24 protein-coding genes are annotated in these 25,550 nt (G+C 43.9%); 12 read left to right on the forward strand and 12 right to left on the reverse strand.

Annotated features, from left to right (window positions below; genetic code table 11):
* Window positions 1-104: 104 nt before the first annotated feature.
* The 3 genes from DIC78_RS04810 to crcB are packed head-to-tail and all read left to right on the forward strand — an operon-like array spanning window position 105 to window position 1,571.
* Window positions 105-830: a glycerophosphodiester phosphodiesterase gene (locus DIC78_RS04810; RefSeq protein ID WP_127695578.1), complete on the forward strand. Its 726-nt coding sequence runs from the start codon at window positions 105-107 to the stop codon at window positions 828-830.
* Window positions 823-1,215 (forward strand): fluoride efflux transporter FluC, encoded by a 393-nt coding sequence (locus tag DIC78_RS04815; RefSeq protein WP_106021544.1) that lies wholly within the window; start codon window positions 823-825, stop codon window positions 1,213-1,215. The genes DIC78_RS04810 and DIC78_RS04815 overlap by 8 nt, the downstream gene beginning before the upstream one ends.
* The gene (gene crcB, locus DIC78_RS04820) at window positions 1,215-1,571 is read left to right on the forward strand and encodes a fluoride efflux transporter CrcB (protein ID WP_024120744.1); all 357 of its coding nucleotides are present in this window, start codon (window positions 1,215-1,217) and stop codon (window positions 1,569-1,571) included. The genes DIC78_RS04815 and crcB overlap by 1 nt, the downstream gene beginning before the upstream one ends.
* Before the next feature lie 13 nt (window positions 1,572-1,584).
* On the opposite strand, the gene DIC78_RS04825 is transcribed toward crcB, so the two are convergent.
* Window positions 1,585-2,970, reverse strand: coding sequence for a hemolysin family protein (locus DIC78_RS04825; RefSeq protein WP_127695580.1), 1,386 nt, complete (start codon window positions 2,968-2,970; stop codon window positions 1,585-1,587).
* A 671-nt stretch (window positions 2,971-3,641) separates the two neighbouring features.
* Window positions 3,642-4,823, reverse strand: coding sequence for a pyridoxal phosphate-dependent aminotransferase (locus DIC78_RS04830; protein ID WP_106021546.1), 1,182 nt, complete (start codon window positions 4,821-4,823; stop codon window positions 3,642-3,644).
* Window positions 4,824-4,980: 157 nt separating this feature from the next.
* On the opposite strand from DIC78_RS04830, the gene DIC78_RS04835 reads away from it, so the two are divergent.
* The 3 genes from DIC78_RS04835 to DIC78_RS04845 all read left to right on the forward strand — a co-directional run bounded on the left by DIC78_RS04835 (window position 4,981) and on the right by DIC78_RS04845 (window position 7,881).
* A complete protein-coding gene (locus DIC78_RS04835) occupies window positions 4,981-5,412 on the forward strand; it encodes a Cu(I)-responsive transcriptional regulator (protein ID WP_127695582.1) in 432 nt (143 codons plus the stop codon).
* Between the two features lie 58 nt (window positions 5,413-5,470).
* Complete coding sequence (locus tag DIC78_RS04840) at window positions 5,471-6,805, forward strand: hemolysin family protein (RefSeq protein ID WP_024120740.1); 1,335 nt, start codon at window positions 5,471-5,473, stop codon at window positions 6,803-6,805.
* Window positions 6,806-6,981: 176 nt separating this feature from the next.
* Window positions 6,982-7,881: an NAD-dependent epimerase/dehydratase family protein gene (locus tag DIC78_RS04845; RefSeq protein WP_101860894.1), complete on the forward strand. Its 900-nt coding sequence runs from the start codon at window positions 6,982-6,984 to the stop codon at window positions 7,879-7,881.
* A 24-nt stretch (window positions 7,882-7,905) separates the two neighbouring features.
* Here the strand turns inward: DIC78_RS04845 and DIC78_RS04850 are convergent, their stop codons facing one another.
* The 3 genes from DIC78_RS04850 to DIC78_RS04860 form a co-directional block, all read right to left on the reverse strand.
* Window positions 7,906-9,033, reverse strand: coding sequence for an NAD(P)/FAD-dependent oxidoreductase (locus DIC78_RS04850; RefSeq protein WP_106021547.1), 1,128 nt, complete (start codon window positions 9,031-9,033; stop codon window positions 7,906-7,908).
* A 101-nt stretch (window positions 9,034-9,134) separates the two neighbouring features.
* The gene (locus tag DIC78_RS04855) at window positions 9,135-9,734 is read right to left on the reverse strand and encodes a 1-acylglycerol-3-phosphate O-acyltransferase (RefSeq protein ID WP_024120737.1); all 600 of its coding nucleotides are present in this window, start codon (window positions 9,732-9,734) and stop codon (window positions 9,135-9,137) included.
* A 135-nt stretch (window positions 9,735-9,869) separates the two neighbouring features.
* Entirely contained in the window at window positions 9,870-10,865 is a 996-nt protein-coding gene (locus DIC78_RS04860) for an aldo/keto reductase (protein ID WP_127695584.1), read from the reverse strand.
* A gap of 196 nt (window positions 10,866-11,061) precedes the next feature.
* Between DIC78_RS04860 and sigM the strand changes: the two genes are divergently transcribed.
* Genes sigM through DIC78_RS04875 form a run of 3 tightly spaced genes read left to right on the forward strand, consistent with a single transcriptional unit; the run spans window position 11,062 to window position 12,897 of the window.
* On the forward strand, window positions 11,062-11,553 hold the full coding sequence (gene sigM, locus DIC78_RS04865; RefSeq protein ID WP_024120735.1) for an RNA polymerase sigma factor SigM: 492 nt from the start codon (window positions 11,062-11,064) through the stop codon (window positions 11,551-11,553).
* On the forward strand, window positions 11,543-12,619 hold the full coding sequence (locus tag DIC78_RS04870; RefSeq protein WP_081638263.1) for an anti-sigma factor: 1,077 nt from the start codon (window positions 11,543-11,545) through the stop codon (window positions 12,617-12,619). Before sigM ends, DIC78_RS04870 begins: the two co-directional genes overlap by 11 nt.
* On the forward strand, window positions 12,607-12,897 hold the full coding sequence (locus DIC78_RS04875; RefSeq protein WP_024120733.1) for a hypothetical protein: 291 nt from the start codon (window positions 12,607-12,609) through the stop codon (window positions 12,895-12,897). The genes DIC78_RS04870 and DIC78_RS04875 overlap by 13 nt, the downstream gene beginning before the upstream one ends.
* Before the next feature lie 32 nt (window positions 12,898-12,929).
* Here DIC78_RS04875 and DIC78_RS04880 read toward each other — a convergent pair whose 3' ends face one another.
* Entirely contained in the window at window positions 12,930-13,358 is a 429-nt protein-coding gene (locus DIC78_RS04880) for a GNAT family N-acetyltransferase (RefSeq protein WP_127695586.1), read from the reverse strand.
* 109 nt (window positions 13,359-13,467) lie between these two features.
* Here DIC78_RS04880 and pdxR point away from each other — a divergent pair, with 109 nt between their 5' ends.
* Window positions 13,468-14,874, forward strand: coding sequence for a MocR-like pyridoxine biosynthesis transcription factor PdxR (pdxR, locus tag DIC78_RS04885; protein ID WP_127695588.1), 1,407 nt, complete (start codon window positions 13,468-13,470; stop codon window positions 14,872-14,874).
* 37 nt (window positions 14,875-14,911) lie between these two features.
* On the opposite strand, the gene DIC78_RS04890 is transcribed toward pdxR, so the two are convergent.
* The 4 genes from DIC78_RS04890 to citA form a co-directional block, all read right to left on the reverse strand.
* Window positions 14,912-16,267 (reverse strand): sodium-dependent transporter, encoded by a 1,356-nt coding sequence (locus DIC78_RS04890; protein ID WP_106021550.1) that lies wholly within the window; start codon window positions 16,265-16,267, stop codon window positions 14,912-14,914.
* 117 nt (window positions 16,268-16,384) lie between these two features.
* Window positions 16,385-17,782, reverse strand: a complete 1,398-nt coding sequence (gene bcaP / locus DIC78_RS04895) for a branched-chain amino acid transporter BcaP (protein ID WP_101860899.1) — start codon at window positions 17,780-17,782, stop codon at window positions 16,385-16,387.
* A 248-nt stretch (window positions 17,783-18,030) separates the two neighbouring features.
* A complete protein-coding gene (locus DIC78_RS04900) occupies window positions 18,031-18,900 on the reverse strand; it encodes an SDR family oxidoreductase (protein WP_127695590.1) in 870 nt (289 codons plus the stop codon).
* Between the two features lie 72 nt (window positions 18,901-18,972).
* A complete protein-coding gene (gene citA / locus DIC78_RS04905) occupies window positions 18,973-20,073 on the reverse strand; it encodes a citrate synthase CitA (RefSeq protein WP_127695592.1) in 1,101 nt (366 codons plus the stop codon).
* 108 nt (window positions 20,074-20,181) lie between these two features.
* Between citA and citR the strand changes: the two genes are divergently transcribed.
* Complete coding sequence (gene citR / locus DIC78_RS04910) at window positions 20,182-21,057, forward strand: transcriptional regulator CitR (protein WP_024120726.1); 876 nt, start codon at window positions 20,182-20,184, stop codon at window positions 21,055-21,057.
* A 69-nt stretch (window positions 21,058-21,126) separates the two neighbouring features.
* On the opposite strand, the gene lytE is transcribed toward citR, so the two are convergent.
* Complete coding sequence (lytE, locus tag DIC78_RS04915; RefSeq protein ID WP_127695594.1) at window positions 21,127-22,128, reverse strand: peptidoglycan endopeptidase LytE; 1,002 nt, start codon at window positions 22,126-22,128, stop codon at window positions 21,127-21,129.
* Between the two features lie 538 nt (window positions 22,129-22,666).
* Between lytE and DIC78_RS04920 the strand changes: the two genes are divergently transcribed.
* Window positions 22,667-24,043, forward strand: a complete 1,377-nt coding sequence (locus DIC78_RS04920) for an alkaline phosphatase PhoA (protein ID WP_127695596.1) — start codon at window positions 22,667-22,669, stop codon at window positions 24,041-24,043.
* Window positions 24,044-24,073: 30 nt separating this feature from the next.
* On the opposite strand, the gene spoVR is transcribed toward DIC78_RS04920, so the two are convergent.
* Entirely contained in the window at window positions 24,074-25,480 is a 1,407-nt protein-coding gene (gene spoVR / locus DIC78_RS04925) for a stage V sporulation protein SpoVR (protein WP_024120723.1), read from the reverse strand.
* Between the last annotated feature and the right edge of the window lie 70 nt (window positions 25,481-25,550).

Consider the following 25,550-nt stretch of genomic DNA (forward strand, 5'->3'; position numbering starts at 1 on the left):
TTGGACTATTCAAATATGACAGAAAAAAATTCACAAGTTGGTATCGCGGTGCATATATGGATTTGATACAATAACAGAAATGCCCATATGAGGAGCTGACAAGCTTGTACACCATTGCCCACCGCGGAGCATCCGGCTACGCTCCCGAAAATACAATTGCTGCATTTGATCTCGCGGCAGAAATGAATGCAGATATGATTGAGCTGGATGTCCAGCTAACAAAAGATAGGCAGATTGTCGTTATACACGATGACAGAGTGGACCGGACAACAAACGGTTCAGGCTTTGTTAAGGATTTTACGCTGAAGGAGCTGCAGGCACTCGATGCAGGAAGCTGGTACGGCCCCGCTTTTCAAGGAGAAAAAATCCCGACTCTGGAGGACGTGCTCAAGCGCTACCATAAAAAAATCGGACTTTTAATTGAACTAAAAGGCCATCCTTCGCAAATCGGGATTGAAGAAGAAGTGGGACAGCTGTTAGGACAATTTTCTTTTTCTATTAACAATATTGTTCAATCCTTTGGGTTCCGCTCCATCCAAAGGTTCCGCGAACTTTATCCATCGATTCCGACAGCCGTTATTACAAGGCCGAATTTTGGCATGCTGTCCAGAAATCAGCTGAAAGCCTGCAAATCTTTCGCAAATTATGTCAACATCAAATACACACGTCTCAATCGTCTCATGATCGCTTCCGCCCATAAAAACGGATTAAAAGTGTTTGCATGGACAGCAAGGCATCAGAAAACAGCAGCCAAATTGCAGGCCATGGGCGTGGACGGTATTGTCACAGACTACCCGGACTACGTATTAAAGGATGGAAAACATGAATAGATATAGTGCAGTTTTTATCGGAGGCGCCCTTGGCGCTTGTCTCCGATACGGATTGAACATCGGCATAAACAATGACATATTTCCGGCTGCAACTTGGCTGGAGAACGCGGCAGGCAGCCTTCTACTAGGCGTTCTGACCGGTTTTTTTATGATTAGGGCGAAACGGCCTTTGCTATCGGCTTTTTTAGGCACCGGTTTTTGCGGAGGCTTTACAACCATGTCAACATTTTCTAAAGAAACGGTCATGCTGTTGCAATCCCATTCGTCATTAGCTGTTTTGTATATGGTGTCCTCATTCATATCCGGAATCGTACTTGCCCTCTTTGGCGTTTTGGCAGGACGGCAAATAGCCCGATCTCAAATAGGAAGGGGGCGGAAGCAATGATGACACTAGCTGGTATTTTCGCAGCGGGAGGACTCGGTGCTGTGCTGCGTTTTTGGCTCGGCAATGTCATAACATCTAAAACCGAAAGCCTTCGTTTTCCAGTCGGTATTTTGACCGTTAATATACTGGGTGCCCTCGGTCTTGGTCTTTTTACAGGGCTTCACGTGACAAATTCATCTGCAGCACTCATCATCGGCACCGGCTTTTTTGGCGCCTTTACCACTTTTTCCACTTTCAGCGTTGAAAGTGTTCAGCTCTTGCTGGCGAAGCGTGTAAAGGAAAGCATCCTATACATCGGCTTAACGCTTTGCGGGTCCCTCTTGGCGTTTTGGTGCGGCTGGACGCTGCTGACATAAAAAAACCTTGAGCTTATTTCTCGCTCAAGGTTGCACTGTTCAGCATGACCGGCTCGGGCATCGGCAGCGTATGGTGGGCCGTAACTCCGGTTGTCTTGCTGATTTCTTCTTTTATATCTATTTGCTTAATCAGACGGCCATCCATCTTCAGCACCTTTATTGTATATGATCCGATGCGAATGGATTCACCAGCCTCAATATCAATGTTTTCTTTCAATATCAGCCCGCCGATAGTGTCCACGTCTTCTTGAATCGATGCGCCAAGAAGGCTGTTCACCTGATCCATGCGAACCTTTCCATCCATAATATAATGGCGGTCGCCAAGATTTTGGATCAGCGGCTGTTCGTCTTCATCAAATTCATCTCTGATCTCGCCCACAATTTCTTCAAGAATGTCCTCTGTCGTGACAAGTCCTGAGGTTCCGCCGTATTCATCCGACAAAATCGCCATATGAATGCGTTCACGCTGCATTTTAATCAGCAGATCATGAACCGGAATTGTTTCAATGACTTCGATCACTGGCCGCACATACGGATGGATCGTCATTTTCATTCTTTCCTCTTCTGTCATAAACAGCAAATCAGAAAACAAATGCTTCGTATTGACCAAGCCGATTACACTGTCTTTGTCCCCATCCGTGACAGGCCAGCGGGTGTATTTTTCTTTCAGCATAACCTCCAGCATCTCGGCCATTGTCATATCTGTTGATACAGCGGCCATTTCCTTCCGCGGTATCATAATTTCTTTGGCAATGCGGTTATCAAATTCAAAAATCTTATTCACATATTTATATTCAGACGGATTAATCTCTCCGTTTTTTAAACTCTCAGACAACAGCATTCTGAGTTCTTCTTCAGAATGAGAACCCTCATGTTCTGACGCCGGCTTTAAACCAAACATGCCGCATAAAAGCCGCGCCGATCCATTCAGGATCCAAATAAACGGAAACAGGAGCAAATAGAATAGTCGCAGCGGACCCGCTATCAGCAAGGTTAGCTGTTCAGCCTTTTGAATCGCGACCGTTTTCGGGGCCAGTTCACCTACAACAACATGCAGAAATGTAATCAAGCCGTACGCGACCGCAAAAGAGACTGCATGAGAAACCGATTCCGGCAGGCCGAGCGGTTCAAACAATGGGTGCAGCAGCCGTTCAAATGCCGGCTCCCCCAGCACGCCGAGTCCAATCGATGTCACTGTAATGCCCAGCTGGGATGCAGATAAATATTCATCCAAATCTGTAATGACACGCTTTGCGAGTATCGCCCGTTTGTTTCCTTCTGTTATAAGCTGATCAATTTTGGATCTCCTTACTCTAACAATCGCAAACTCACTTGCGACGAAAAATGCAGTTAAAGCAATGAGCACACCAATTAAAATCAGACTGTCAATATCGTCCATTTAACCTTATCCCCTCATTAAAGGATAAGGAGTCACCTCCTGATATAATCATTTTTCCTTAACATTGAGGTACGCGGTGTATTGTTGCCTAAGCAGAGGGCCCCATCATACCACCTCCAAGTCAAAGTTTGATTATAAATTGTATATTTTATTGTAACACAACTCATTCCAAAAATGATTTTTAATTTTTAGACTTTTATCACGGGACAAACTATTGATTCATCCGGCCAGCAGGTTCTCGATATCTGTGTATAGCCTTTCAATCTCTGACTCTGCACCTGTAAAGATGCTAAAGGCTATTGGCAAGACGCTGTTCGCTGAAATATCAGACATTGATCTGTTTTTCAAGCTGAAGCTCGTATACTGATTCAAAGGCGTGCATAGGATGAAGCTCGTTTAAGACGGAACAATTGGTGACCGTTAGATCATTTGAATGCTTAAAAGATGCGTCTGTCACGCAGCGCAGGCAAGGGCCAGTAATTGGCTTATCCAGTATGCGTTATAAATGGTTTTTCCTTCATTTGGCGGGCTCTGCTGTTATGATTGAATTTGGCGGTTTATCTAAGGGAGAGATAAAATCAGGAATTGAAAAACAGGACAAAGCTTGGGGCATACGACAAATAAAAAAGATAACAGCCTCAAATAGCTGTTATCTTTTTGTCTGAGATGGCCTATGAAAAATCTTTATATAAGGCAATAAAGATGTCGCGTGATTTTTTGATCTGCTCCAGCGGCACACTGAAGGATAAACGGAAGTGCCCTTTCATCCCAAAACCGCTGCTCGGTACAATTAACAATTTATACTTTTGCGCTGCATGCACACAAAATGCGACTTCATCTTCAATTGGCGACTTCGGAAAAACGAAGAAACCGCCTTTTGGCATTTCAAATTCAAAACCGGCTTCCTTTAAAATATCAACCATGAGATCCCTGCGCTCTTTATAAGCGCTTGCGTCTATTCTTAAATCATCCATTCTCGCCACAGCCCGCTGCATCATGACAGGCGCATTTACAAATCCAAGCGTTCGATTGCAGTACACAAAAGCGTTTATCAAAAGGTCAGCATCCGGCATGCTGCTGTCTAAGCCGATATAACCGAGCCGCTCCCCTGCTATGCCGAGGTCTTTACTGAATGAGCTCGCCAAAATGACACGGTGATACGATTGAAACGGATTTGCCAGTTCTTCATCATAAATCAGCTGACTGTACGGTTCATCAAACAGCACATAGATGGTTTGGCCGTTTGTCTCTTCGATCTCTTTTAACAGAGCGCCTAGATCATCTATATTTTTCTGGCTGAGTACGGTTCCCGTCGGGTTATGCGGTGTATTCAGAATGAGACCCTTCGTCTGCGGGGTGATCGCCTGCCTGACCGCTTCAATGTCAATCTCGAACCGGGCTGTCAGCGGGCAGCTGACAGCCTTCCCGCCATAGTTCTCAATATACAATTTATATTCTGCAAAATAAGGAGCGAGAATCATGACCTCTTCTCCCGGATTTAATATACTTTTTAACGCCACATTCAATGCGCCGCCCGCACCTACTGTCATGACAACGCGCTCAGCTGAAAACTCGGCAGCAAAGCGGCCTGCCAGAAATTGCGCGACTTTTTCTCTAGCTTCAGGAAGGCCCTGATTTTGTATGTATCCGTGGTTTCCTTTTTCAGCTTCTTCTATTAATGCTCTCGTAAAGGCTTCAGGCGGTTCAACTACCGGGTTGCCGATTGAAAAATCAAACACCTGGTCATTCCCGAACGCTTTCTTCAGTCTCGCTCCTTCATCGAACAGCTTTCGAATCCACGATCCTTTATTAAGGTTCTCTTCAATTTCCCGCGATAAACCAGCCAATCTCATCTGTCCCTTCTGCACATATAAATTGAACATTCTATCTATCTATGTTACTTCAATCAGAATTCGGATGCCACAATTTCCATATCCGGCATCTCAAAAAAACAATAAACTTGTGTAAGGCACCCTTCATATATTAAACTATTCTCATAACTATAACGTGATGGTTGGGAGGGATTTAGATGGGGCTGAGACTTATCGTATCAGTGAACTAGCGGCACTTGCCGGAGTAACGAAACGAACAGTTGATTATTATACGAATCTTGGTCTGCTGACGCCGGCCAGATCCTGTTCAAATTATCGTTACTACGATGAAAACGCACTTAAACGACTCATATTTATTGTAGATTACAAGCAGCAGAGATTGGCCCTGTCCGATATTAAAGATCGACTGGAGAACCAGTTTCCCTCTTCAGCCATAGATCATGATGAAATTGGAAATCTGGCATCTGAAATTGATTATATGAATCAAAACATCTCCGGAATCTTGCATCGGTTTGAACGGCTGGAGCCTGAGGAGCGTGACAAGCTAAAAAGCAAACTTACACCCGAAAAGCTCGCCGTGTTCCAATCATTTATGCTGCTGTTAAGTTAAAACCATTTTACTAACAGGAGGTGTTACCTTCATTCTCATTGTAGAGTGAAGGTTCTAATTGGACATAGTGAATTTGATTTTAGTCGCTGTTTTAATCGCCCTGACGGCGTTTTTCGTAGCATCTGAGTTTGCCATTATCAGAATCAGAGGCTCACGGATTGATCAGCTGATCGCGGAAGGAAATAAAGCAGCAATTGCCGCAAAAAGAGTGACCACGCATCTTGATGAGTATCTATCTGCGTGTCAGCTTGGAATTACATTGACTTCCATTGGATTAGGGGTTTTAGGGGAATCAACGATTGAAAGGCTTGTTCATCCGCTTTTCGTACAATTGGACGTACCAAGTTCCCTTTCACATATCATATCGTTTATTTTGGCGTATGCCATTATCACGTTCCTGCACGTTGTTGTCGGAGAACTTGCACCTAAGACAGTTGCCATCCAAAAGGCGGAAGCAGTGTCTATGCTGTTTGCGAAACCGCTGATTTGGTTTTACCGCATCATGTTCCCGTTCATCTGGCTTTTGAACAATTCCGCACGGTTATTGACAAAAGCTTTTGGCCTGGAGACCGTATCAGAAAACGAATTGGCTCACTCTGAAGAAGAGCTAAGAATCATTCTGTCGGAAAGCTATAAAAGCGGTGAAATTAACCAGTCAGAGTTTAAATATGTGAATAAAATCTTTGAATTTGACGACAGGCTCGCGAAAGAAATTATGATCCCGCGGACCGAGATTGTCAGCCTTCCGCACGACATTAAGATTTCTGAAATGATGGAAATCATTCAAATTGAAAAATATACCCGCTACCCAGTAGAAGAGGGCGATAAAGATAATATTATCGGGGTTATTAATATTAAAGAAGTGCTGACCGCCTGCATCAGCGGCGAGGTTTCTGTTGATTCCACCATCTCTCAATTCGTGAATCCGATCATTCATGTGATTGAATCTGCGCCGATCCATGATTTGCTTGTCAAAATGCAAAAAGAAAGAGTCCACATGGCAATCCTGTCAGATGAATACGGCGGAACTGCCGGACTGGTGACGGTAGAGGACATTATTGAAGAAATCGTTGGCGAAATCCGCGATGAGTTTGATATTGATGAAATCAGCGAAATCCGCAAGATCGGCGAAGGCCATTACATGCTGGACGGTAAAGTCTTGATCGACCAAGTGAACGACCTGCTCGGCATTCATTTAGAGAATGAAGAAGTCGATACGATCGGCGGCTGGTTCCTTACTCAGAAATACGATGTTGAAAAGAACGATTCAATTATCGAAGAAGGCTGTGAATTTATTATTAATGAAATTGACGGCCACCACGTCGCTTATATTGAAGTGAAAAAGCTCGCAGCAGAAGAGCTGATAGAAGTTGGAGAGTCGAAAGAAGCATAATTTGAAAAGACACCCTTTAGTGGGGTGTCTTTTTTTATTCTGGTTCGTTTTTGACATGATCATACCTCTCTTCTGAAAACTGCTGCTAATAAATCGGTCATCCGCGGGAACTCTAAAAAGGTGCAACTGCGAGAAAAACGAACATCTCTGCATTATTATCGAAAAGGAGCGAAAACATGAAAGTTGTCGTAACTGGAGCAGCAGGTAAAATCGGACGCTGGGCTGTAAGAACAATATTAGAGGCCGGCCATGATGTGACAGCATCAGACAGAGTATTAAAAGAAGAATCCGCATCGAAAAAATTTATTCAAGCTGATTTACGGGATTACGGTCAGGTATGTCAGCTAATTATGGGCTGTGACGCTGTGATTCACCTTGGGAATATCCCTACAGATGTCAGGAATACATCACAGGCGATATTTGAAAATAATATGCTTGTTAATTTTAATATCCTGGAAGCCTGTAAAGATTTTAAAATCCGTAAGCTTGTGTGGGCTTCAAGTGAAACAGTGCTGGGATATCCATTTGTTCCGGACGAGCTCAGTTACCTTCCCGTAGACGAGGAGCATCCAACGATCGTAAAGTCATCTTATGCGATGGCAAAACGGCTGACCGAAATCCTCTCAGATATGTATTCAAAGCTGATCAATACACAAATTGTCACTCTCCGCTTTGCGAATATATATGAGCCTGATGAGTACGAAAAAATCCCAGGCATGCACTGGAACGAGCAGCAAAAGGATATTCAAAAGAAAAATGCATGGGCGTATTGTGATGTCAGGGATGCTGCACATGCTTGCCTTCTAGCACTCGAAAAAAACAATCTCGGAAATGACGTCTTCCATATTACTGCACCCGATACTATCATGAAAGAGCCGAGTGAAGACTTAGTAAAACGATTTTTCCCCGATGTATCTTTAAAGAGAGATATAAAGGGATATGAAACGCTGATGGCAATCGATAAAGCCAAAAAGGTCCTTGGCTATGAACCGCGTTATACATGGCGTTCTGTATTAAATAATGACGGCTCTCTTAAAGCACTGCCAGAGGATCAGCTATCATTATCAAAAATATAAACATCACAAAAAAGCAGCAGGCGATCACCGGACTCCTGCTGCTTTTTTTATATCATAATCATCTAAATTGATATCCAAATCCATTTTGAGAGCCAGCTTCGCCAACTGCTCCCCCATATAGGGGCCCATTGTTAAACCAGACGAACCAAGACCGTTTGCCACTATGATCCCATTCCAGCCGGGAAGAGATCCGATCACCGGCACATCGCCTGGTGTAAAGGGGCGTAAGCCGACTCTTGCCTCTTGAAAGGTGCTGTTCGCTAAGCCGGGAGCCATTTCTAATCCTTTGCTCAGAAGTTCCTGCAGCCCGCCGGCCGTTACCCGCACATCACGTCCGCCTATCTCATCTTCACGTGTCGCACCGATGGCTATTCTATTGTCATGATAAGCTAAAAGATATTCTTTGGAAGGCGGCATCACTGCAGGCCAGCTGTCGATATGATTTACATTCGGCACCTGCACATACACAATTTGCGCTTTTTGCACACTTACTTTGAAGTGAATTCCCAAAGGCGCTAACAATTGGTCTGCCCAAACACCGGCACAAACAATAACCTCGTCAGAAGAATAGATTTCATTACCGACAGTTACGCCTGTGACACGATTCGAATGATGTCGAAGCGCAGCATCACCTTTTAAAATGACTGCACCGTTTCTTTGAGCAGATCTCAACAATGTATCTCGCAGCACTTCTCCATCCACGCGGGCGGCTCCGCTTATATGAACAGAATGGTACCGTTCAGCCAGCAGAGGAAACAAATCAGCTGTTTGGTTTTCATGAAGAAAGGTAATCTCACCAATTTCCGCGGCAGCTTGTTTACGCTCCCGCACACGTTTTTCGATCTTTTCTATCTTTTCTTTATCGTGATGAATACTGAGAGCACCGACTTGAGCATAACCAATGTCCGTCTCGCCTTCTTTTCTAAGTTCTTCTATGAACCGAGGATAAAAGCGCGCTCCGTCCTTTGCCAGCCGATACCAAGCCTGATCACGGCGAGGAGACAGCCATGGACAGATAATGCCTTTCGCTGCATGGGTGGCCTGGCCCTTATCTTTCCGATCTATAACAAGAACCTCTGCACCCATTTTGGCTAGCTGATATGCTGTTGATGCTCCCAAAATTCCAGCCCCGACTATTATCATTTTTTTCATGATCCGTAACCTTTCCCAATGATCAATACCTCATTTAGTATAGCTAATGGCCCAGGAAATTATAAACAATCGGGAAATGGATGAATGCAATGACTGATGAATTAAAGTTGTTCCAGCTTCTTTTCAAGCTCTTTAATGCTGTTATTCAAAGCCTCTGTCATAGCCGCCAGCCTTTCCTTAGACGGAAGGTGGGCAAAATCAGCCTGCTGCAAAGGTTTACCGATAATCAGCTTCATTTTTCCTTTTTTGAACAACGCCTTTCCGCTTGAAGGTCCTTTATAAGCGGCCGGAACAAGGGGCGCTTTCCCCATTTGCGCAATTGTCACTGCGCCTCTTTTTAAAGGCACATCCTCAGAGGTTCTTGTTCCGCTTGGGAAGATTCCGACAATTTCTCCTTCTTTCAGCAGCTTAATCGGCGTTTTAATGCTGCTTGGGCCGGGATTTTCCCGATCTACCGGAAAGGCATGAATTTTCTTCAGAAACGAACCAATCCATTTATTTTGAAAAAGCTCTTTTTTCGCCATGTAGTGTATTTGATAAGGAAGAATCCCGACTCCGAGTGTGATCACATCAACCCAGCCAGAGTGTGTACACGCGATGACAAAACCTGAATCGGCCGGAAGGTTTTCTTTGTTATACACCTTCACTCCTCCGCGAAGAGAAAGAATAACTTTTAAAGCATTTGCACAAAACTTATACATATCGCACTTCCTTTGTCGTAATCAATGATTCTTTCTGTTACTTATTATAACAACATTTTTTATTACCTGGTACTAATTTTTAAGATTTCTCTTTTCTTAACGTCAAAAAGCTGAGGAATCATCCTCAGCTTTTTGTTATATGCCCTCTCTTGTCGGAGGCGCCATAAATTCCGGTCCGACCGGGTTTGATATCGTCTGTTCCAATATGGTATTGATGTCTTTTTTATCTTCACTGCTCAGCGTCCAGCCGGTAATTTCTGATACCGCCTCTATTTGCTCAGGTTTTCTAGCCCCCCAAAGGGCGATCCCAGCTCCCGGCTGGTCTAAAATCCATCTGACGGCCAGATGAATCACTGATTTTCCATACCGTGTCTTCGCCAGCTCATCTAATTGATTGACAGCAGAAAGATACTCTTTAAATCTTGGCTTCTGGAATTTCGGATCGTGATTTCGGAGATCGTCTCCCTCAAACGAATGATCTTCTGTCATTTTTCCTGTTAACAGCCCTCTGCATAAACTGCCGTACAATAGTGTTGTCATCTGTTTGTCTTTCGCATACGGAAGCACATTCTCTTCAATTTCCCTTTCAAACAGATTGTAAGGAGGCTGGATTGTATGAAGCGGAGCAACAGCCCGAAATGTATCCATTTGTTCAACCGAAAAATTACTGACGCCGATCGCGCGGATTTTCCCGGCATCATATAATTCCTTCATCACTTCTGCTGTTTCCTCTATCGGGACAAACGGATCAGGCCAGTGCACCTGATATAGATCGATATAATCCGTCTGAAGACGTTGCAGGGAATATTCGACCTCCTGTATAATTCTCGCTCTGTTAGCATGGCGGAACAGCTGATTGTTTTTCCAATCCAGCGCCGTTTTAGTGGCAAGAACAACCTGATCTCTTGCCCCATGCTGCTTGATCGCCTTCCCGACAATTTCTTCGGACTGTCCGAAGCCATATGCCGGCGCGGTGTCAATCAGTGTGATCCCCTTATCAAGAGCGGCGCGGATGGTTTCGATCGATGTTTTTTCATCAGTGCCTCCCCACATGGTTCCGCCGATCGCCCATGTGCCGAGTCCAATTCGGGAGGCTTTTATTCCTGTGTCTGAGATACTGGTATATTCCATTGTGCCACTCCTTCACTTTTTCACTATGGTTTCCCTGATGGAAAAAATGTTAAACATTTCTCACCACTATCTTTCAGGGCAAATTTTCGGTACTATAGAGTAATGGTGTTTAATTACGTATTAAAAAGCCGTTTGCATGTAATGTGCAACTTTAAACCTTTCTTATGCGTGTATAACATAGAGGGGAGAAAAGGCAGTGACGATCGATGAAATTTACCAAATGTACATGAATGATGTTTACAGGTTCCTGCTCTCCATGACAAAAGACAAGCATCTTGCCGAAGACTTGCTGCAGGAAACCTTTATGCGGGCATACATACACATTCACTCCTATGATCACAGCAAAGTAAAGCCCTGGCTTTTTCAAGTGGCGCGGAACGCCTTCATTGATTACGTCAGAAAGCATAAGAAAGAAGTAACCATTTCTGATGATTTGATTGGAAGTCTCTTTCAAACTGCTGTTCAGAGCCCTGCCCATCAGGTAGAGATAAAGGAAGTGCTGACTGGTTATATGTCCGAGCTCCCCGATAACTATCGGGAGGCGTTAACACTATATTATTTAAAAGAATTAAATTACAAAGAAGCATCCCATATTATGAATATTTCAGAGGCGAATTTTAAAAGTGTTTTGTTTCGTGCCAGACAGCGGCTGAAAGCACTTTATAATAGAGGTGTTAATGATGAATGAAGAATTTAAAAAGCGTTTTGATCAATATAAAAACGGTGAAATGAGCGATCAGGAAATGACCGCGTTTGAAGAGGAACTTGAGAAGCTCGAAGTGTATCAGGAAATGATTGATAGTGAGCTGCCAGACGATCATGATTGGGATGTCGACATCAGTCCTGAAAAACAAAAAGCCATTCTGGCCTACGGCAAACGGAAGTCTTATTTGCGTATTTCCGCGCTTGCCGTCATTTCGACATTAATGATTTTGCCGCTATGTACGCTGGGAAGCTACCTCTATTACGGAATGGGAGGAAAACACAGCACCGGCAATGAATTTATGGAAACTGCCGCAGTCACTGTAGCCCTGACTATGCCTAATGTTCTTGTCGATACTTCTGGACTGAAGAGCCAGGTGAAGCTGTTTGGCATGAATACAGAATTCCCGCTGCAAAAACAGATTGGCACAAAAACGGCCGCCGTGGGGAATGAACGGGTGGAAATGTTTTATGACAGAGTGAAAGCGCCGGTCGTCAACTACTATGACTTAGAAATCCATAAAGCCGGCCATTACTTTACACACCCATCAAGCGGATCTGAACAAACAACCGCAAAAGCAGAAAAAACATTAAAAACTTTGCCTGAAGGGACTGTTTCCGAGGTCTACCTTTCTTATGACCGGGCATATCCGACAAAAGAAGTGTATCAAAAATTCAGCGGCTATGATGTAAGCTTTTTGTGGAACGCGGTTGAAACAGAGAACAATACAAAGGATACCCCTTACGCAGAGCCGCTTGGCTACCCAGGGAAAGATTCAAAGTTCCTGACTGCGCTTGATACAAAAGGCAAGTCAAACGGCGACCAATTTATCGATGCTTTAACTTACATATCGAAGCACGAGAAATGGGCGCAGGTCATCTCAAAACGAAAAGATTTAAAAGTGGACTCCCGCTTGGATTATGTAGAGAAAAATGGCGTTAATGTATACGGCTCAGTCGTTACAGGACCGACCAAGGAAATCCAGCGCATGCTGAAAAACAAATCAGTAAAATCAGCAAATGTCGGCGAGGTGGAATTATGGAATTGGTAAGAATTTTTAAAGAACATAATGTATTTGGCTGGATATCTGTCGGGACAGCAATTCTGTCTTTGCTCTTGCTTAATTTGGCGATTATCAGCAATGTGACCTCTTATTCTTATCAAATGCTGCCGTTTGCCATGGCCGCCGTTCCGTTTGGCGTTATCGAGCTTTTCATCAAAAGAGGACGCACGGGTCCCGGCCTGCTCGGCGTTGTACTTAATCTCTTTGTGATTATCTGTGTGTATACCATCGTATCAGTGGATACCAACTTACAGTTTGGCTTTTAGCAGAAAAGACGCCTGAAACGGCGTCTTTTTTATTACAGCTGTTTTCTGAATAAATAACTTTCAATCGCAAATCCCATTTTATCCGTATAAAATCTGTGGGCGTCTTTGCGCTGAAGGCCTGATGAAAGACTGACAAGAGGATAGCCCGCATCTTTCGCCCAGTTTGCCGCATAATCCAAAAGAAGTTTGCCGTACCCTTTAGTTCTATGAGACCCGCTTGTGACAAGATCCGCTATCCATACGTACTCTCCTTTATGAAGCGAGACCCTTGGCAGTGCGCCGCACAGCGCCCTAATCGCTTTATCCTCATATAAGGCAAACAGCATATACGACTCTTTTTGGACACAGCGTTCCAGCCTATGTAAATACGTCTTTTCATCCAGCTCTGTTCTTAATTCGTGCATCACCGGATATGCTTCCATCCATTCTTCTCTAGTCGTTAATTGTTTGATATGAAGCATCTTATCAATCCCCTCTCCATTCGTTACAATGATGATATCCGATTTATGGCATTCACCAAATAGCCAAAACCTGAAAAAATGACCATGCCAGATGCAAAGGAGAGATAAAATGGATATCACGCCGTTTCTGGACAAAACAAGCAAAACACCGCTGTATGAACAGCTTTACACCTATTTCAAACAAGAAATGACACATGCCAGAATCACCAAGGGAATGAGGCTTCCGTCAAAACGCAGGCTCTCCGGCTTGCTCGGTGTCAGCACGGCAACGGTAGAACGCGCCTACGAGCAATTAACCGCTGAAGGATATGTCAAAAATAAGCCTAAAATCGGCTGGTTTGCGGCAGAAATTGAACCTGAGTTTCCGGCTGCTCCAGTATCATATCAACCGCCTCCTCAATCGGTCACTCATAAAGAAATAGAACCTGTTATTAACTTTCATCAAGGAAATGTCGATCCGGTCCACTTTCCCTTTAACGCTTGGCGAAAAAGCATAGTGAAAAGTCTCGATCTGTATTCTGAACAATTTCACACCTCAGGCGATCCTCAAGGAGAACCTGCACTCAGAGAAATGATAGCCCGATTTGTCAGACTGTCACGCGGTGTCAATTGTGACCCCAGCCAGATTATTATCGGAGCAGGCACTACTGTCCTTCTGCAAATTCTTTGCCTTACGCTTCAGCCGGGAACAAAAATCGGTTTTGAAGAACCGGGATTTCACCGTTCAAGACGAATGTTTGAGGCCAATCACATGAACGTGATTCCCATTTGCACTGATGAAGAAGGAGTCCTGCCGGCTATCCTTACACACGAGAGCCCGCATCTTGTCTATACGACTCCCTCGCATCAATTCCCGCTCGGGAGCATAATGACGATCGCCCGAAGACAGGAACTGTTATCTTGGGCAAAAGAGGCAAACTCATTTATTATTGAGGATGATTATGATGGAGAATTTCGCTACAGCGGGCAGCCCATTCCATCTCTGCAAGGCCTTGACCCGAATGGCAGGGTCATTTATCTCGGCACTTTTTCAAAATCATTGCTCCCTTCCTTGCGGATCAGCTATATGATTCTTCCTGCTGCACTTATTGAACCCGTAAGAAAAAATGCGCTTTTGATGAAACAGACCGTCTCTTCTCATAATCAATTGGCATTGGCAGATTTCATTGAAAACGGCGAATGGCAAAAGCATTTGAACAGGATGAGATCCTTGTATCGAAAAAAACATGCTGTTCTGCTGGAAGCGATTCGAACTGAACTGGGAGACAGTGTGGAGGTTCTCGGAAAAAACTCGGGGCTTCACATCCTGCTCCGGCTTATGTTTTCAGCCAGTGAGGATAAAGCAATAAAAGCCGCTGCCAAAAACAGAGTGAATGTCTATCCGGTATCTCCATCGTACAAAAGCCAGCCGCCGTTTGTTTCTGTCTTAATCGGTTATGGAGGGCTTTCTGAAGAGGACATCCGGCTCGGTATCAAAAAGCTGAAAACCGCATGGGAGCCGCTGATGAAATCATAAAAAACAAAAAAACAGGCCCCCAACGGAGCCTGTTTTTCTAAAAGGATATAATCCCGATTAAATTTAAGAACACAATAATAATAGCCAGCGGCACAACGAAACGGAGCAAATAAAACCATACATAAAAGAATGCTTTTCCGGGATGCGATCCTTGTCTCATTTCTGCCCACAGCTCCTGTTTCGATATTTTCAGCGGAATAAAAATAGAAATTAACAGGGCGCCTAATGGCAGCAGAACATTGCTGACAGTAAAATCGACAACGTCAAAAAACGTCTTATCAAATATGCGCACATCGCTCAGCATGCCATAAGATAAGCAAGATGGGATACCGACTAAGAAGATTAAAAACCCGCTTGTCCATGACAGTTTTTTCCTCTTCGTTTCATCGCCTTTGCCGATAATGGCTACAATCATTTCCACCATTGAAAAGGCAGAGGTCAGTGCGGCAAATAAAAATGCGACAAGAAAGCCGATGAAAAACAGGATGCCGAACGGAAGCTGTTCAAAAACGGCCGGAAGCACTGTAAACAGCAAAGTCGGACCTTCATTCGGCTCCAATCCGAAGGAGAAAACCGCAGGAAAAATAGCCAGGCCTGCCAAAAGTGTCACAATGATATTCATGACGACAATGGAGGCTGCAGACCGCGGGATATTTTGCGTTTTCGGCAGATAGGAGCTGTAAGTCACCATGACCGAAACCCCCAGTGTTAACGTAAAGAAAGCCTGTCCCAGCGCAAATAAAACAGACTCCGGCGTCAAATCGCCGAAATGAGGCACAAGCAAAAATTTCACGCCTTCAATCGCATGATCCAGCGTGAGCGACCGAAGAACAAGCAGGACAAACAATATAAACAAAATCGGCATCATCACCGCGCTTACCCGTTCAATCCCTTTTTGAACCCCTCTGGCGACAACCAGCACAGTCAGCACCATAAAGATAAGCTGAGCCGCGAGCGTCTGCACGGGATTTTGAATAACAGAACCAAAAAGTGCACCGTACTGTTCCTGGGTGAGTCCTGACAGTGAACCTGATGCTGTTTTCACTATATATAGTAAAATCCATCCTCCGATAACACTGTAAAACGATAAAACTAAGAAACAAGCCGCTACGCCGACCCATCCTGTGAGAAACCAAGCTGTTCGCGGCGCTTCTTTTTTATATGCATCAATGGCATTCGTTTGGTTCCGTCTTCCAAAGATAAATTCTCCCACTAAAAGCGGATAGCCCAAGAGAATGGTAAATAGCACAAAAATAAGGAAAAAGGCGCCTCCTCCATTCGTCCCCGCTACATAAGGGAACTTCCAAATCGCGCCTAAGCCGATAGCTGATCCAGCGGCAGCCATGACGAAACCGATTTTTGAAGCCCATTGGACTGGTTTTTGCTCAGACAATGATGTCACTTCCTTTCCAGCCTATATTATCTCTTATTTTTATGCTTATTTCTATATATTCATTTGATGAGAATAGAAAAGAGAGCGGCCAGTGTAAGCCGCTCTCTTCTTTGAGAGTTATTGATTTAATTTTGAATGCTTTCTTGAATATAAGAAATAGATCGCCATGCCAATTAACAGCCACACAAGGAAGCGGACAATCGTCACCCATCCAAGATTAAAAATTAAGAACAGGCAGAAAAGAATTGCTAAGCCCGGGATAACCGGAACCCCTGGGCATTTAAAAGCTCTCGGGAGATCAGGCTGTTTCTTTCTCAATACGATAACCGCCACAGAAATCAGCACAAACGCTGACAGCGTTCCGATGTTTACCAGCTTGGCAAGCTCATCAAGCGGAACAAGTGAACCGAGAAGCGCCGACATAATGCCGAAAAACCAAGTCGCTACATAAGGTGTTTTATGCTTCGGATGAACCTTAGAAAGCGAGCCCGGAACCAGGCCGTCACGAGACATAGCAAACATAACGCGTGTCTGTCCATAAAGCATCACAAGCATAACCGTTGTCATTCCCAAAACCGCGCCGATATCGATAATGCCTGCCACCCAGTTTTGCCCCGCGCTTTGAAGAACGAGAGAAACCGGATGATCGACGCCTGCAAACTGGGCAAACGGAACAACCCCTGTCATGATGGCTGATACAGTAACATATAAAATCGTACAAGCCAATAATGAGAAAATAATTCCTTTCGGCAGATCCTTCCCAGGGTTTTTCGTCTCTTCCGCAGCAGAGGATACAGCGTCAAATCCGATAAAAGCAAAGAAAACGAGCGCCGCTGCGCTGAAAACGCCGCCAAAGCCCATTGGCATAAACGGCTGCCAGTTATCCGGCTTCACGTAAACAGCTGCCACCGCAATAAATAAGAGAACGACCAGCACTTTTAAAATCACCATAATGTTGTTGACTCTTTTAGATTCTCTGATGCCTAAATAAAGCAAATACGTAATCGCAAGAACAATGACAAACGCAGGCAGATTAAAAATGGTAAATGTTCCTTTTACAGCCCCCGGAGCAGCCGTTAAGGCAACCGGAAGATGAATGCCAAGCCCGGACAAAAATGATTGAAAATACCCGGACCACCCGACTGAAACGGCACTTACCGCCAGCATATACTCTAAAATTAAATCCCACCCGATAATAAAGGCCAAAAGTTCTCCCATTGTAGCATAAGTAAATGTGTACACGGAACCTGAGACAGGCACACTTGAAGCAAATTCAGCATAAGACAATGCAGCGAATAAACAAGCCAGCGCTGCGACAACAAATGAAATGGTCAGTCCGGGTCCGGCAGTTACCGCCCCTGTCCCCGTCAGTACAAAAATCCCAGTACCAATAATGGCCCCAATCCCAAGCAATGTTAAGTCAAACGCCCCTAATTCTCTTTTTAAGGATTTTTCTCCATTTGTTGCAGCGATTAAATCTTGTATGCTTTTCTTCCTAAATACGCTTCCTTTCATTCCCCTTCAACTCCTAGCTGATGTTTTCTTTATATTTTATTTGAATTTTCTGAATTCATGAGCGGTAATGGCCGTTTTTCTTTTTTTCTACTATATTTGTACTGGTGATGAATCATTCCTTTCTCCTACTCAATATTATATATAAAAATCTGAAAATGAAAACTAAATTTTTAAAAAATTCGACAAATTTCTGCGGTAACATATTTTCATGCACAAAAAAACCAGCAAATCTGCTGGTTTTTTGTACATTATGTTGAAATAAAACGGCCGCCATTTACATGAATCGTCTGTCCCGTCATATAGGAAGATTCGTCAGATGCGAGCAAGACGTACGCCCCCGCATGCTCAACCGGCTGTCCCGGTCTGCCCATCGGTGTATCAAGTCCATGCTGTTTCACTTTTTCTTCCGGGAATGTCGCCGGAATCAGCGGTGTCCAAATCGGACCGGGCGCCACCGCATTCACTCTGATGCCTTTGTCCGCAAGAGATTTGCTCATTGATCGTGTAAAGGAGACAATTGCCCCCTTTGTACTGGAATAATCAATTAATGCGGTATCCCCCTCATAAGCGGTAATCGAGGTCGTATTAATGATTGCGCTCCCTTCTTTCAAATGAGGCAAAGCTTTCTTTGTCATATGAAACATTGAAAAAATGTTCGTGCGGAAGGTTTTTTCAAGCTGTTCTGTTGAAATATCAAGAATACTGTCCTGCGGGTGCTGTTCAGCTGCGTTGTTAACCAAAATATCCAGCTTCCCAAAATGGTCTACGGTTTGCTGTACAGCCTGTTCACAATGCTTCTCATCTCCGACGTCACCCGGAATCAGCAGGCAGCGGACGTTTTCCTGTTCAATCTGTTTTCGCGTTTCCTCCGCGTCAGAATGTTCGTCCAGATAAAGAATGGAGACGTCCGCCCCTTCTTTTGCGTACGCGATTGCTGCCGCTCTCCCGATTCCGCTGTCGCCTCCTGTAATGATCGCGACTTTTCCTTTCAGTTTTCCGCTTCCTTTATAATCATGGTCCTCTGATAAAGGAAGAGGATTCATTTCGGACTCAATACCCGGCTGCCGGTCCTGCCGCTGCGGTTCTTGTCCTTCTGTTTGTCTGTCCATTGGGTTCATATTGATCACTCCTAGACATGATAATACTGATCGTTTACCACATCACAGCAGCGAATAAACCGCAAAATATGTTTATAAAAGTACTTCTTCAGGAATAGCCCCTGTATATTTAGCTGACGGGCGGAAAATCATGTTGTTTTCTGCTTGTTCCAGCACGTGTGCGCACCAGCCTACCATTCGGCTTGCGGAAAACGTCGGTGTAAACAATTCATCATCAAAATCAATCGCCTTCATGACAGCAGCTGCATAAAATTCAACGTTTGTGTACAGCTTGCGGCCCGGTTTGTAGATGTCCAGCAAACGAATCGCTTCTGCCTCTACATGCAGCGCCAGATCCAAATCACGGTCATCGCCTGCAACCTCTTCAGCTTTCTGTCTCAAAGCTTCTGCCCGCGGATCTTTCGTCTTATACACGCGGTGCCCAAATCCCATCAGGCGTTCTCCTTTTTCAAGTTTTGCTGTCAAATACGCTGCAGCATTCGCTTTTTCTCCAATGTCTCCAAGCATTTTCGTCACAGCAGATGGAGCCCCTCCATGAAGCGGGCCTTTCATCGTGCCAAGCGCCGCGGTAATGGCCGATACCAAATCACTCTCTGTAGACAAAGTGACCCGTGCCGAGAAAGTTGATGCGTTCATGCCGTGCTCCATGGCCAGAATCATATATGTTTCAAGCGCTTTCTTTTTTGCTTCTGAAGGCTGTTCACCTGTGAGCATATAATAATAGTTTTCGACATGTCCGTACTGGGAAGATGGCTCAATGGATTGCTCGCCGCGCACCCAGCGTTTTCTGTAAGCGATAATGGACGGCGTGATGGCAATCAGCCGAATCGCTTCTTCTATTTTTGGATAAAACGTGTACGTATTTTCCCCTAATGCTGAAACAACCGTTCTCAGTACCGACATGTCGTCCATGTTGTTTGGCAGCGACTGAATCAAACGCCCGATGCGGTCAGGCAGGTTTCGCTCCGCAATCAGCTTTTTTTCAAATGTCTGTAATTCATCTGATGCCGGCAGTTTTCCAAATAAGATCAAGTAAGCGGCTTCTTCAAAGCTGTGATGCAGCGCGATGTCTTTTGCATGATGCCCTCTGTAGATAAGGCGACCTTTTTCGCCGTCAATATGGCTGATTGATGTGTCCACACATGTAATTCCCTTTAATCCGTAATGTACCATTTGTATTCCCCCTATCCTTTTCTGTTATTATAGTAAATATAATATTTAAAAAATATTGAATATTTTAAAGGGAATTAATTAAAAATCTTAATCAGAGGGAGAATGGAAATGGATTTCAAATGGCTTCACACCTTTGTGACCGCAGCGAAATATGAAAACTTCAGAAAAACAGCAGAAACGCTTTTTTTATCTCAGCCCACTGTAACCGTTCATATCAAGCAATTAGAAAAAGAAATCAGCTGCAAGCTGTTCGAGCGAAAAGGCAGGCAGATTCAGTTAACCGATGAAGGCAGGGCTTATTTGCCGTTCGCACTGAGGCTGCTTGATGACTATGAAAACAGCATGGCAGAGCTCCACAGAGTACGACAAGGCTACTCTCAAACCTTACAGCTCGCGGTTTCGCCGCTTATTGCCGATACCGTGCTTCCATCTGTTATGAAACGATACACTTCAATGAATACCGAAACAGAAATTGCAGTGAAAATTTTTGAATCGGCAGAAATCTCGTCTCTGATTAAAGCCGGCGAGGCGGATATCGGACTGAGCTGTTTAAAAGTCCAGTCTTCTTCTTTAACATGCCACTGTTTATATAAGGACCCTGTCGTCCTCGTTGCGCCTCCTGATCAGCGTTTCACATCAGACGAAGAAATTGATGCCAAAGAGGTGCTTGAGCAATACCTGCTTTTGACCCACAATCATCCTGACTACTGGGACGACTTACTCCGTCAAGTCAGAGTGACTTTTCCATTTGTGAGAACAATGAAAGTCACACAAACCCATATAACGAAACGGTTTATAAAAGAAGGACTTGGCGTTTCATTCCTCCCCTTATCTACAGTAAAGCGCGAATTAGAGGAAAAACAGATGATCAGAATTCCTTACCATTCTGTGCAGCTGCCTTATGCCGGTGCTTATGCGATCGCCCTTTATGAAAATAAGAAGGAAAAAAAGTTTTTGGACTTTTTATCACATTTTCATTTTTAGATGTAACCAAAACGAAGATGCTCCGTCTAATGAAAAAAACCCGTTCTATGAACGGGTTACTTCGTAAAATTAGAATCTTTTCGCACCGAGGTAGCGAGGCTTCCAGTAGCTGTTGTTCAGGCTGCTGATTTGTACACCGTCAGATCCTGCATGAACGAAACTGTTGTTTCCAATGTAAATCCCCATGTGAGAAGGGCCGGATTTATATGTTGTAAAGAATACGAAATCACCGACAGACGGGCTGGCAATGCTCTTCATGGAACTCCAGTACCCCGCAGTGCTCGTTCTTGCCACACTTGTTTGTTTGTTTAATACGTACCAAATGAATCCGCTGCAGTCAAAACCGGAAGTTGTTGTTCCACCCCATTTGTACGGCGTTCCAGTTAGCGCTTTTGCATCAGAAACCAGTTTGCTTACGTTAAGTGATGTAGATGATACTTTGCTGCTTGAACTAGATGAAGGCTTAGAGGAAGTGACAGGTTTTGAACTTGTTCCTTTCACCTTCAATACTTGTCCGACATAGATTAAATCTGATTTTAAGCCGTTGAGACTCTTTATTTTGCTAACCGTTGTGCCGTATTTTTTCGCGATTTTAGATAGACTGTCGCCGCTTACTACTTTGTATGTAGAAGTTGCAGACGTAGACACGCTTGATGAGCCGGAGCTGCTTGAACTGCTTGAGCCCTTCACTTTCAGAACTTGTCCGATACGCAGAAGATCTGATTTTAAGCCGTTCAGTTTTTTCAGTTCATTGATCGTCATGCCGTATTTTTTCGAAATCTTCCAAAGACTGTCGCCGCTCACTACTTTGTATGTAGAAGAAGATGAACTGCTTTTTGAACCTGATGTTGCCGATTTACCGTTAATAGATAAAGTCTGTCCTGCGTAAATAATATCAGAATGAAGCTTGTTTTCTGATTTAATTTTACTTATTGTGGTGCCGTATTTTTTTGAAAGATCCCATAACGTGTCGCCTTTTTTCACCTTGACGCTTTGTGCAGATGCCGCTCCTGCAAATAAGGTCGATCCTAAAACTACTGCTGTTGTAGCTGTAATGATTTGCTTTTTCATGTTTTCCTCCCTAAATATGTATATCTATTATTATCTCTTTTTTTAATTAATCATCTTGTTTTCTATTATAAGGATGGATTCCCAACAGAAATAGTCTTGACTTCACGTGACAAATTTCTTAATTATTCGTTTTCAAAAAAAGTTTTTAAGGGTATTAAATATTTCATTTTCATTTCAAAGGTGACAAAAAACGAGTGCTTTTGTCATGTTTTTTGGGCGGTTTATCAACATTTAGGAAATAATTGAAGAAGGTTTTGGGGATTTATGACATAGCGAAAGAATGTGGAACTTATAGGTTTCGATAAAAACTGCGGGCATCCGCAGTTTTTTTATTTAAACAACCATATCACGCATAAACCATGAGGTAAAGATTTTTCCGGAAAAATGAATGCTTTGATGAAAGAAAGGCAAGATAACGGACACAGACAATTTATATTCATCACAATCCTTTACCTAATGTTTACAGGATCAACAGCCGCACTTAACAAACATTCCCTATCGTAATAAGCAGAACAAATTAAAGGAGGCCTGCAAAAAAATGAGTCTGTTTCAAAAAATGAAATCAAAATTGCTGCCAGTCGCAGCTGTTTCCGTGCTTACAGCCGGTATATTCGCCGGTGCAGAGCTGCAGCAGACCGAAAAAGCAAGCGCCAAAAAACAAAACAAAGATGAGATCAGAAATGTCATTGTGATGATTGGGGACGGCATGGGAGCATCATACATAAACGCCTACCGTTCCATGAAAAATAACGGTGAAACACCGAACAACCCAAAGTTAACTGAATTTGACCGGAACCTGACAGGCATGATGATGACGCACCCGGATGACCCTGACTATAATATTACAGATTCAGCAGCCGCCGGAACCGCATTGGCGACAGGCGTTAAGACATATAACAATGCAATTGGCGTCGATAAAAACGGAAAAAAAGTAAAATCAATACTCGAAGAAGCCAAACAGCAAGGCAAGTCAACAGGGCTTGTCGCAACTTCTGAAATTAACCACGCCACACCCGCAGCATACGGCGCTCACAATGAATCGCGGAAAAATATGAACCAAATCGCCAACAGCTATATGGATGATAAGATAAAAGGCAAACAAAAAATTGACGTTTTGCTTGGCGGCGGAAAATCCTACTTTACCCGCAAGGACAGAAATTTAACGAAAGAATTTAAACAAGCGGGCTACAGCTATGTGACAACAAAACAAGCGCTGAAGAAAAATAAAGATCAGCAGGTGCTCGGGCTTTTTGCAGACGGAGGGCTTGATAAAGCGCTCGACCGCGACAGCAAAACCCCATCCCTGAAAGATATGACTGTTTCAGCAATTGACCGGCTGAATCAAAATAAAAAAGGGTTTTTCTTGATGGTTGAAGGCAGCCAAATTGACTGGGCCGCTCACGACAATGATACTGTCGGAGCCATGAGCGAGGTTAAGGATTTTGAACAGGCCTATAAAGCCGCTATTGAATTTGCGAAAAAAGATAAACATACGCTTGTGATTGCAGCTGCTGATCATACGACAGGCGGATTTACCATTGGTGCAAACGGCGAAAAAAATTGGCATCCGGAGCCGATTTTGGCCGCGAAAAAAACACCTGAGTTTATGGCCAAAAAAATCAGCGAAGGCAAACCGGTCAAAGATGTGCTCGCCCGCTATACAGATCTGGATTTCACACGTGAAGAAATGAAAAGTATTGAAGCCGCTTCACAGGCTGACAAAAGCAAAGGCGCCTACAAAGCCATCATCAAGATTTTCAACACCCGCTCTAACAGCGGCTGGACCAGTACCGATCACACCGGTGAAGAAGTACCGGTATACGCGTACGGCCCCGGAAAAGAGAAATTCAGCGGACTGATCAACAATACCGACCAGGCAAAAATCATATTTAACATTTTGAAAACAGGAAAATAAAAAGGATGCAGAACACTGCATCCTTTTTTCTTATAAATACCTGCGGTGAACCCCTTTTCCGTCATACGAAAACATCACTTGCTTATCCTCCAGCACAGATTCGATATGCACGCTTCTTCCCCACAGCTGGTATAAATAAGGAAGCACTTTCTCCAAGTATTTCAAATCCAGTTCTATGCCCTCATACCAATGCTTAATTAAGAGCTCGTTATTTTTCAGATAATCGCCTTCGTTTACTGTCAAATACGGAAATCCTCCGTTTACCCGCATGCTCACAAGCTGATCGCGGACAGCCTCCCACTCTTTATCGACGATTTTGTAGTCTCTGCCCTGCTTTTGGAACAGGTAAAGATCCTCGCGCATCACTAAATCTTTTGTTAAATAATTGCGGATGAATGAGATATCTGATTCAATCTCTCTGACCTCAAACATTTTCTCCCGGCCTGAGTTCGGCTTGACGCCCATTTTCTTCATTTCCTCAGTCGGATTGTTATACCGTTCCTCAATATCTTCAAAAATCTTCAGTCCCAAATAATAAGGGTTGATTCCCGTTTTTGACGGCTGGACAACCCCGGCATTCAGCTTGGCGAACTCTATCGCTTCATCAGAGGTTAAATCAAGCTCCCGGATAATTCTTTGATGCCAGTATGAGGCCCATCCTTCATTCATAATTTTCGTTTCCAGCTGAGGCCAGAAATAAAGCATTTCTTCTCTCATCATCGTCAAAATATCACGCTGCCACGGCTCAAGTTCCCTTGAATGCTCTTCAATAAAAAGCAGAATATCTTTCTCGGGCCGCGGCGGGAAAGGTTTTTTTGATTTTTTCAGTTGCTTTCTCGGTTTCTTTCCATCTAAATTCCATAGATCATCGTACGGCGTAGCCATTTCCTCAAATTCTTCTTCCTCATCATCCACACTCCACTGGAGCTTCGGACGCACCAAAGAAGGATCGATATGCTCCTGGATTGAAAGGATCGCGTCTAAAAAGGCCTCCACTTCCTTTATTCCGTGAATCCGTTCATAATACTTAATCCGCTCCGCCGTTGCCGCCATGCTTTCCACCATGTCACGCTTCGTGTTTTGGAAGCGGCAGTTGTTTTTGAAAAAGTCACAGTGGGCGAGTACATGGGCGACAATCAATTTATTTTGAATCAGTGAATTGCTGTCCAGCAAAAAGGCGTAGCATGGGTCTGAGTTAATGACAAGCTCATAAATTTTGCTTAATCCAAGGTCATAATGCAGTTTCATTTTGTGAAACTGTTTCCCGAAGCTCCAGTGGCTGAATCTTGTCGGCATCCCATACGCGCCGAATGTATAAATAATTTCAGCCGGGCAGATTTCATATCTCATCGGATAGAAATCAAGGCCGAATCCTTTTGCAACTTCGGTAATTTCCTCAATTGCCCGCTGTAATCCCTTTTTCTCCTCCGCGTTCAACCGAATCCCCCCTACTTGGACTTATCTATAATGTATGAGCCCGCCTGATAAAAGATGATAAGTCACATTT

The sequence above is a fragment of the Bacillus halotolerans genome, assembly GCF_004006435.1.
GTDB classification, from domain to species: Bacteria; Bacillota; Bacilli; order Bacillales; family Bacillaceae; genus Bacillus; species Bacillus halotolerans.

What these genes read in the sequence shown, in the direction of transcription:
- DIC78_RS04880 (WP_127695586.1), bottom strand. Translation starts at nt 13,358, where the DNA reads ATGCTTCATATCAAACAATTAACGACTAGAGAAGAATGGATGGAAGCA.
- pdxR (WP_127695588.1), top strand. Translation starts at nt 13,468, where the DNA reads ATGGATATCACGCCGTTTCTGGACAAAACAAGCAAAACACCGCTGTAT.
- DIC78_RS04920 (WP_127695596.1), top strand. Translation starts at nt 22,667, where the DNA reads ATGAGTCTGTTTCAAAAAATGAAATCAAAATTGCTGCCAGTCGCAGCT.
- crcB (WP_024120744.1), top strand. Translation starts at nt 1,215, where the DNA reads ATGACACTAGCTGGTATTTTCGCAGCGGGAGGACTCGGTGCTGTGCTG.
- DIC78_RS04815 (WP_106021544.1), top strand. Translation starts at nt 823, where the DNA reads ATGAATAGATATAGTGCAGTTTTTATCGGAGGCGCCCTTGGCGCTTGT.
- DIC78_RS04875 (WP_024120733.1), top strand. Translation starts at nt 12,607, where the DNA reads ATGGAATTGGTAAGAATTTTTAAAGAACATAATGTATTTGGCTGGATA.
- citR (WP_024120726.1), top strand. Translation starts at nt 20,182, where the DNA reads ATGGATTTCAAATGGCTTCACACCTTTGTGACCGCAGCGAAATATGAA.
- DIC78_RS04835 (WP_127695582.1), top strand. Translation starts at nt 4,981, where the DNA reads ATGGTTGGGAGGGATTTAGATGGGGCTGAGACTTATCGTATCAGTGAA.
- bcaP (WP_101860899.1), bottom strand. Translation starts at nt 17,782, where the DNA reads ATGAAAGGAAGCGTATTTAGGAAGAAAAGCATACAAGATTTAATCGCT.
- DIC78_RS04860 (WP_127695584.1), bottom strand. Translation starts at nt 10,865, where the DNA reads ATGGAATATACCAGTATCTCAGACACAGGAATAAAAGCCTCCCGAATT.
- lytE (WP_127695594.1), bottom strand. Translation starts at nt 22,128, where the DNA reads ATGAAAAAGCAAATCATTACAGCTACAACAGCAGTAGTTTTAGGATCG.
- citA (WP_127695592.1), bottom strand. Translation starts at nt 20,073, where the DNA reads ATGGTACATTACGGATTAAAGGGAATTACATGTGTGGACACATCAATC.
- DIC78_RS04870 (WP_081638263.1), top strand. Translation starts at nt 11,543, where the DNA reads ATGATGAATGAAGAATTTAAAAAGCGTTTTGATCAATATAAAAACGGT.
- DIC78_RS04850 (WP_106021547.1), bottom strand. Translation starts at nt 9,033, where the DNA reads ATGAAAAAAATGATAATAGTCGGGGCTGGAATTTTGGGAGCATCAACA.
- DIC78_RS04845 (WP_101860894.1), top strand. Translation starts at nt 6,982, where the DNA reads ATGAAAGTTGTCGTAACTGGAGCAGCAGGTAAAATCGGACGCTGGGCT.
- DIC78_RS04900 (WP_127695590.1), bottom strand. Translation starts at nt 18,900, where the DNA reads ATGAACCCAATGGACAGACAAACAGAAGGACAAGAACCGCAGCGGCAG.
- DIC78_RS04825 (WP_127695580.1), bottom strand. Translation starts at nt 2,970, where the DNA reads ATGGACGATATTGACAGTCTGATTTTAATTGGTGTGCTCATTGCTTTA.
- DIC78_RS04830 (WP_106021546.1), bottom strand. Translation starts at nt 4,823, where the DNA reads ATGAGATTGGCTGGTTTATCGCGGGAAATTGAAGAGAACCTTAATAAA.
- DIC78_RS04855 (WP_024120737.1), bottom strand. Translation starts at nt 9,734, where the DNA reads ATGTATAAGTTTTGTGCAAATGCTTTAAAAGTTATTCTTTCTCTTCGC.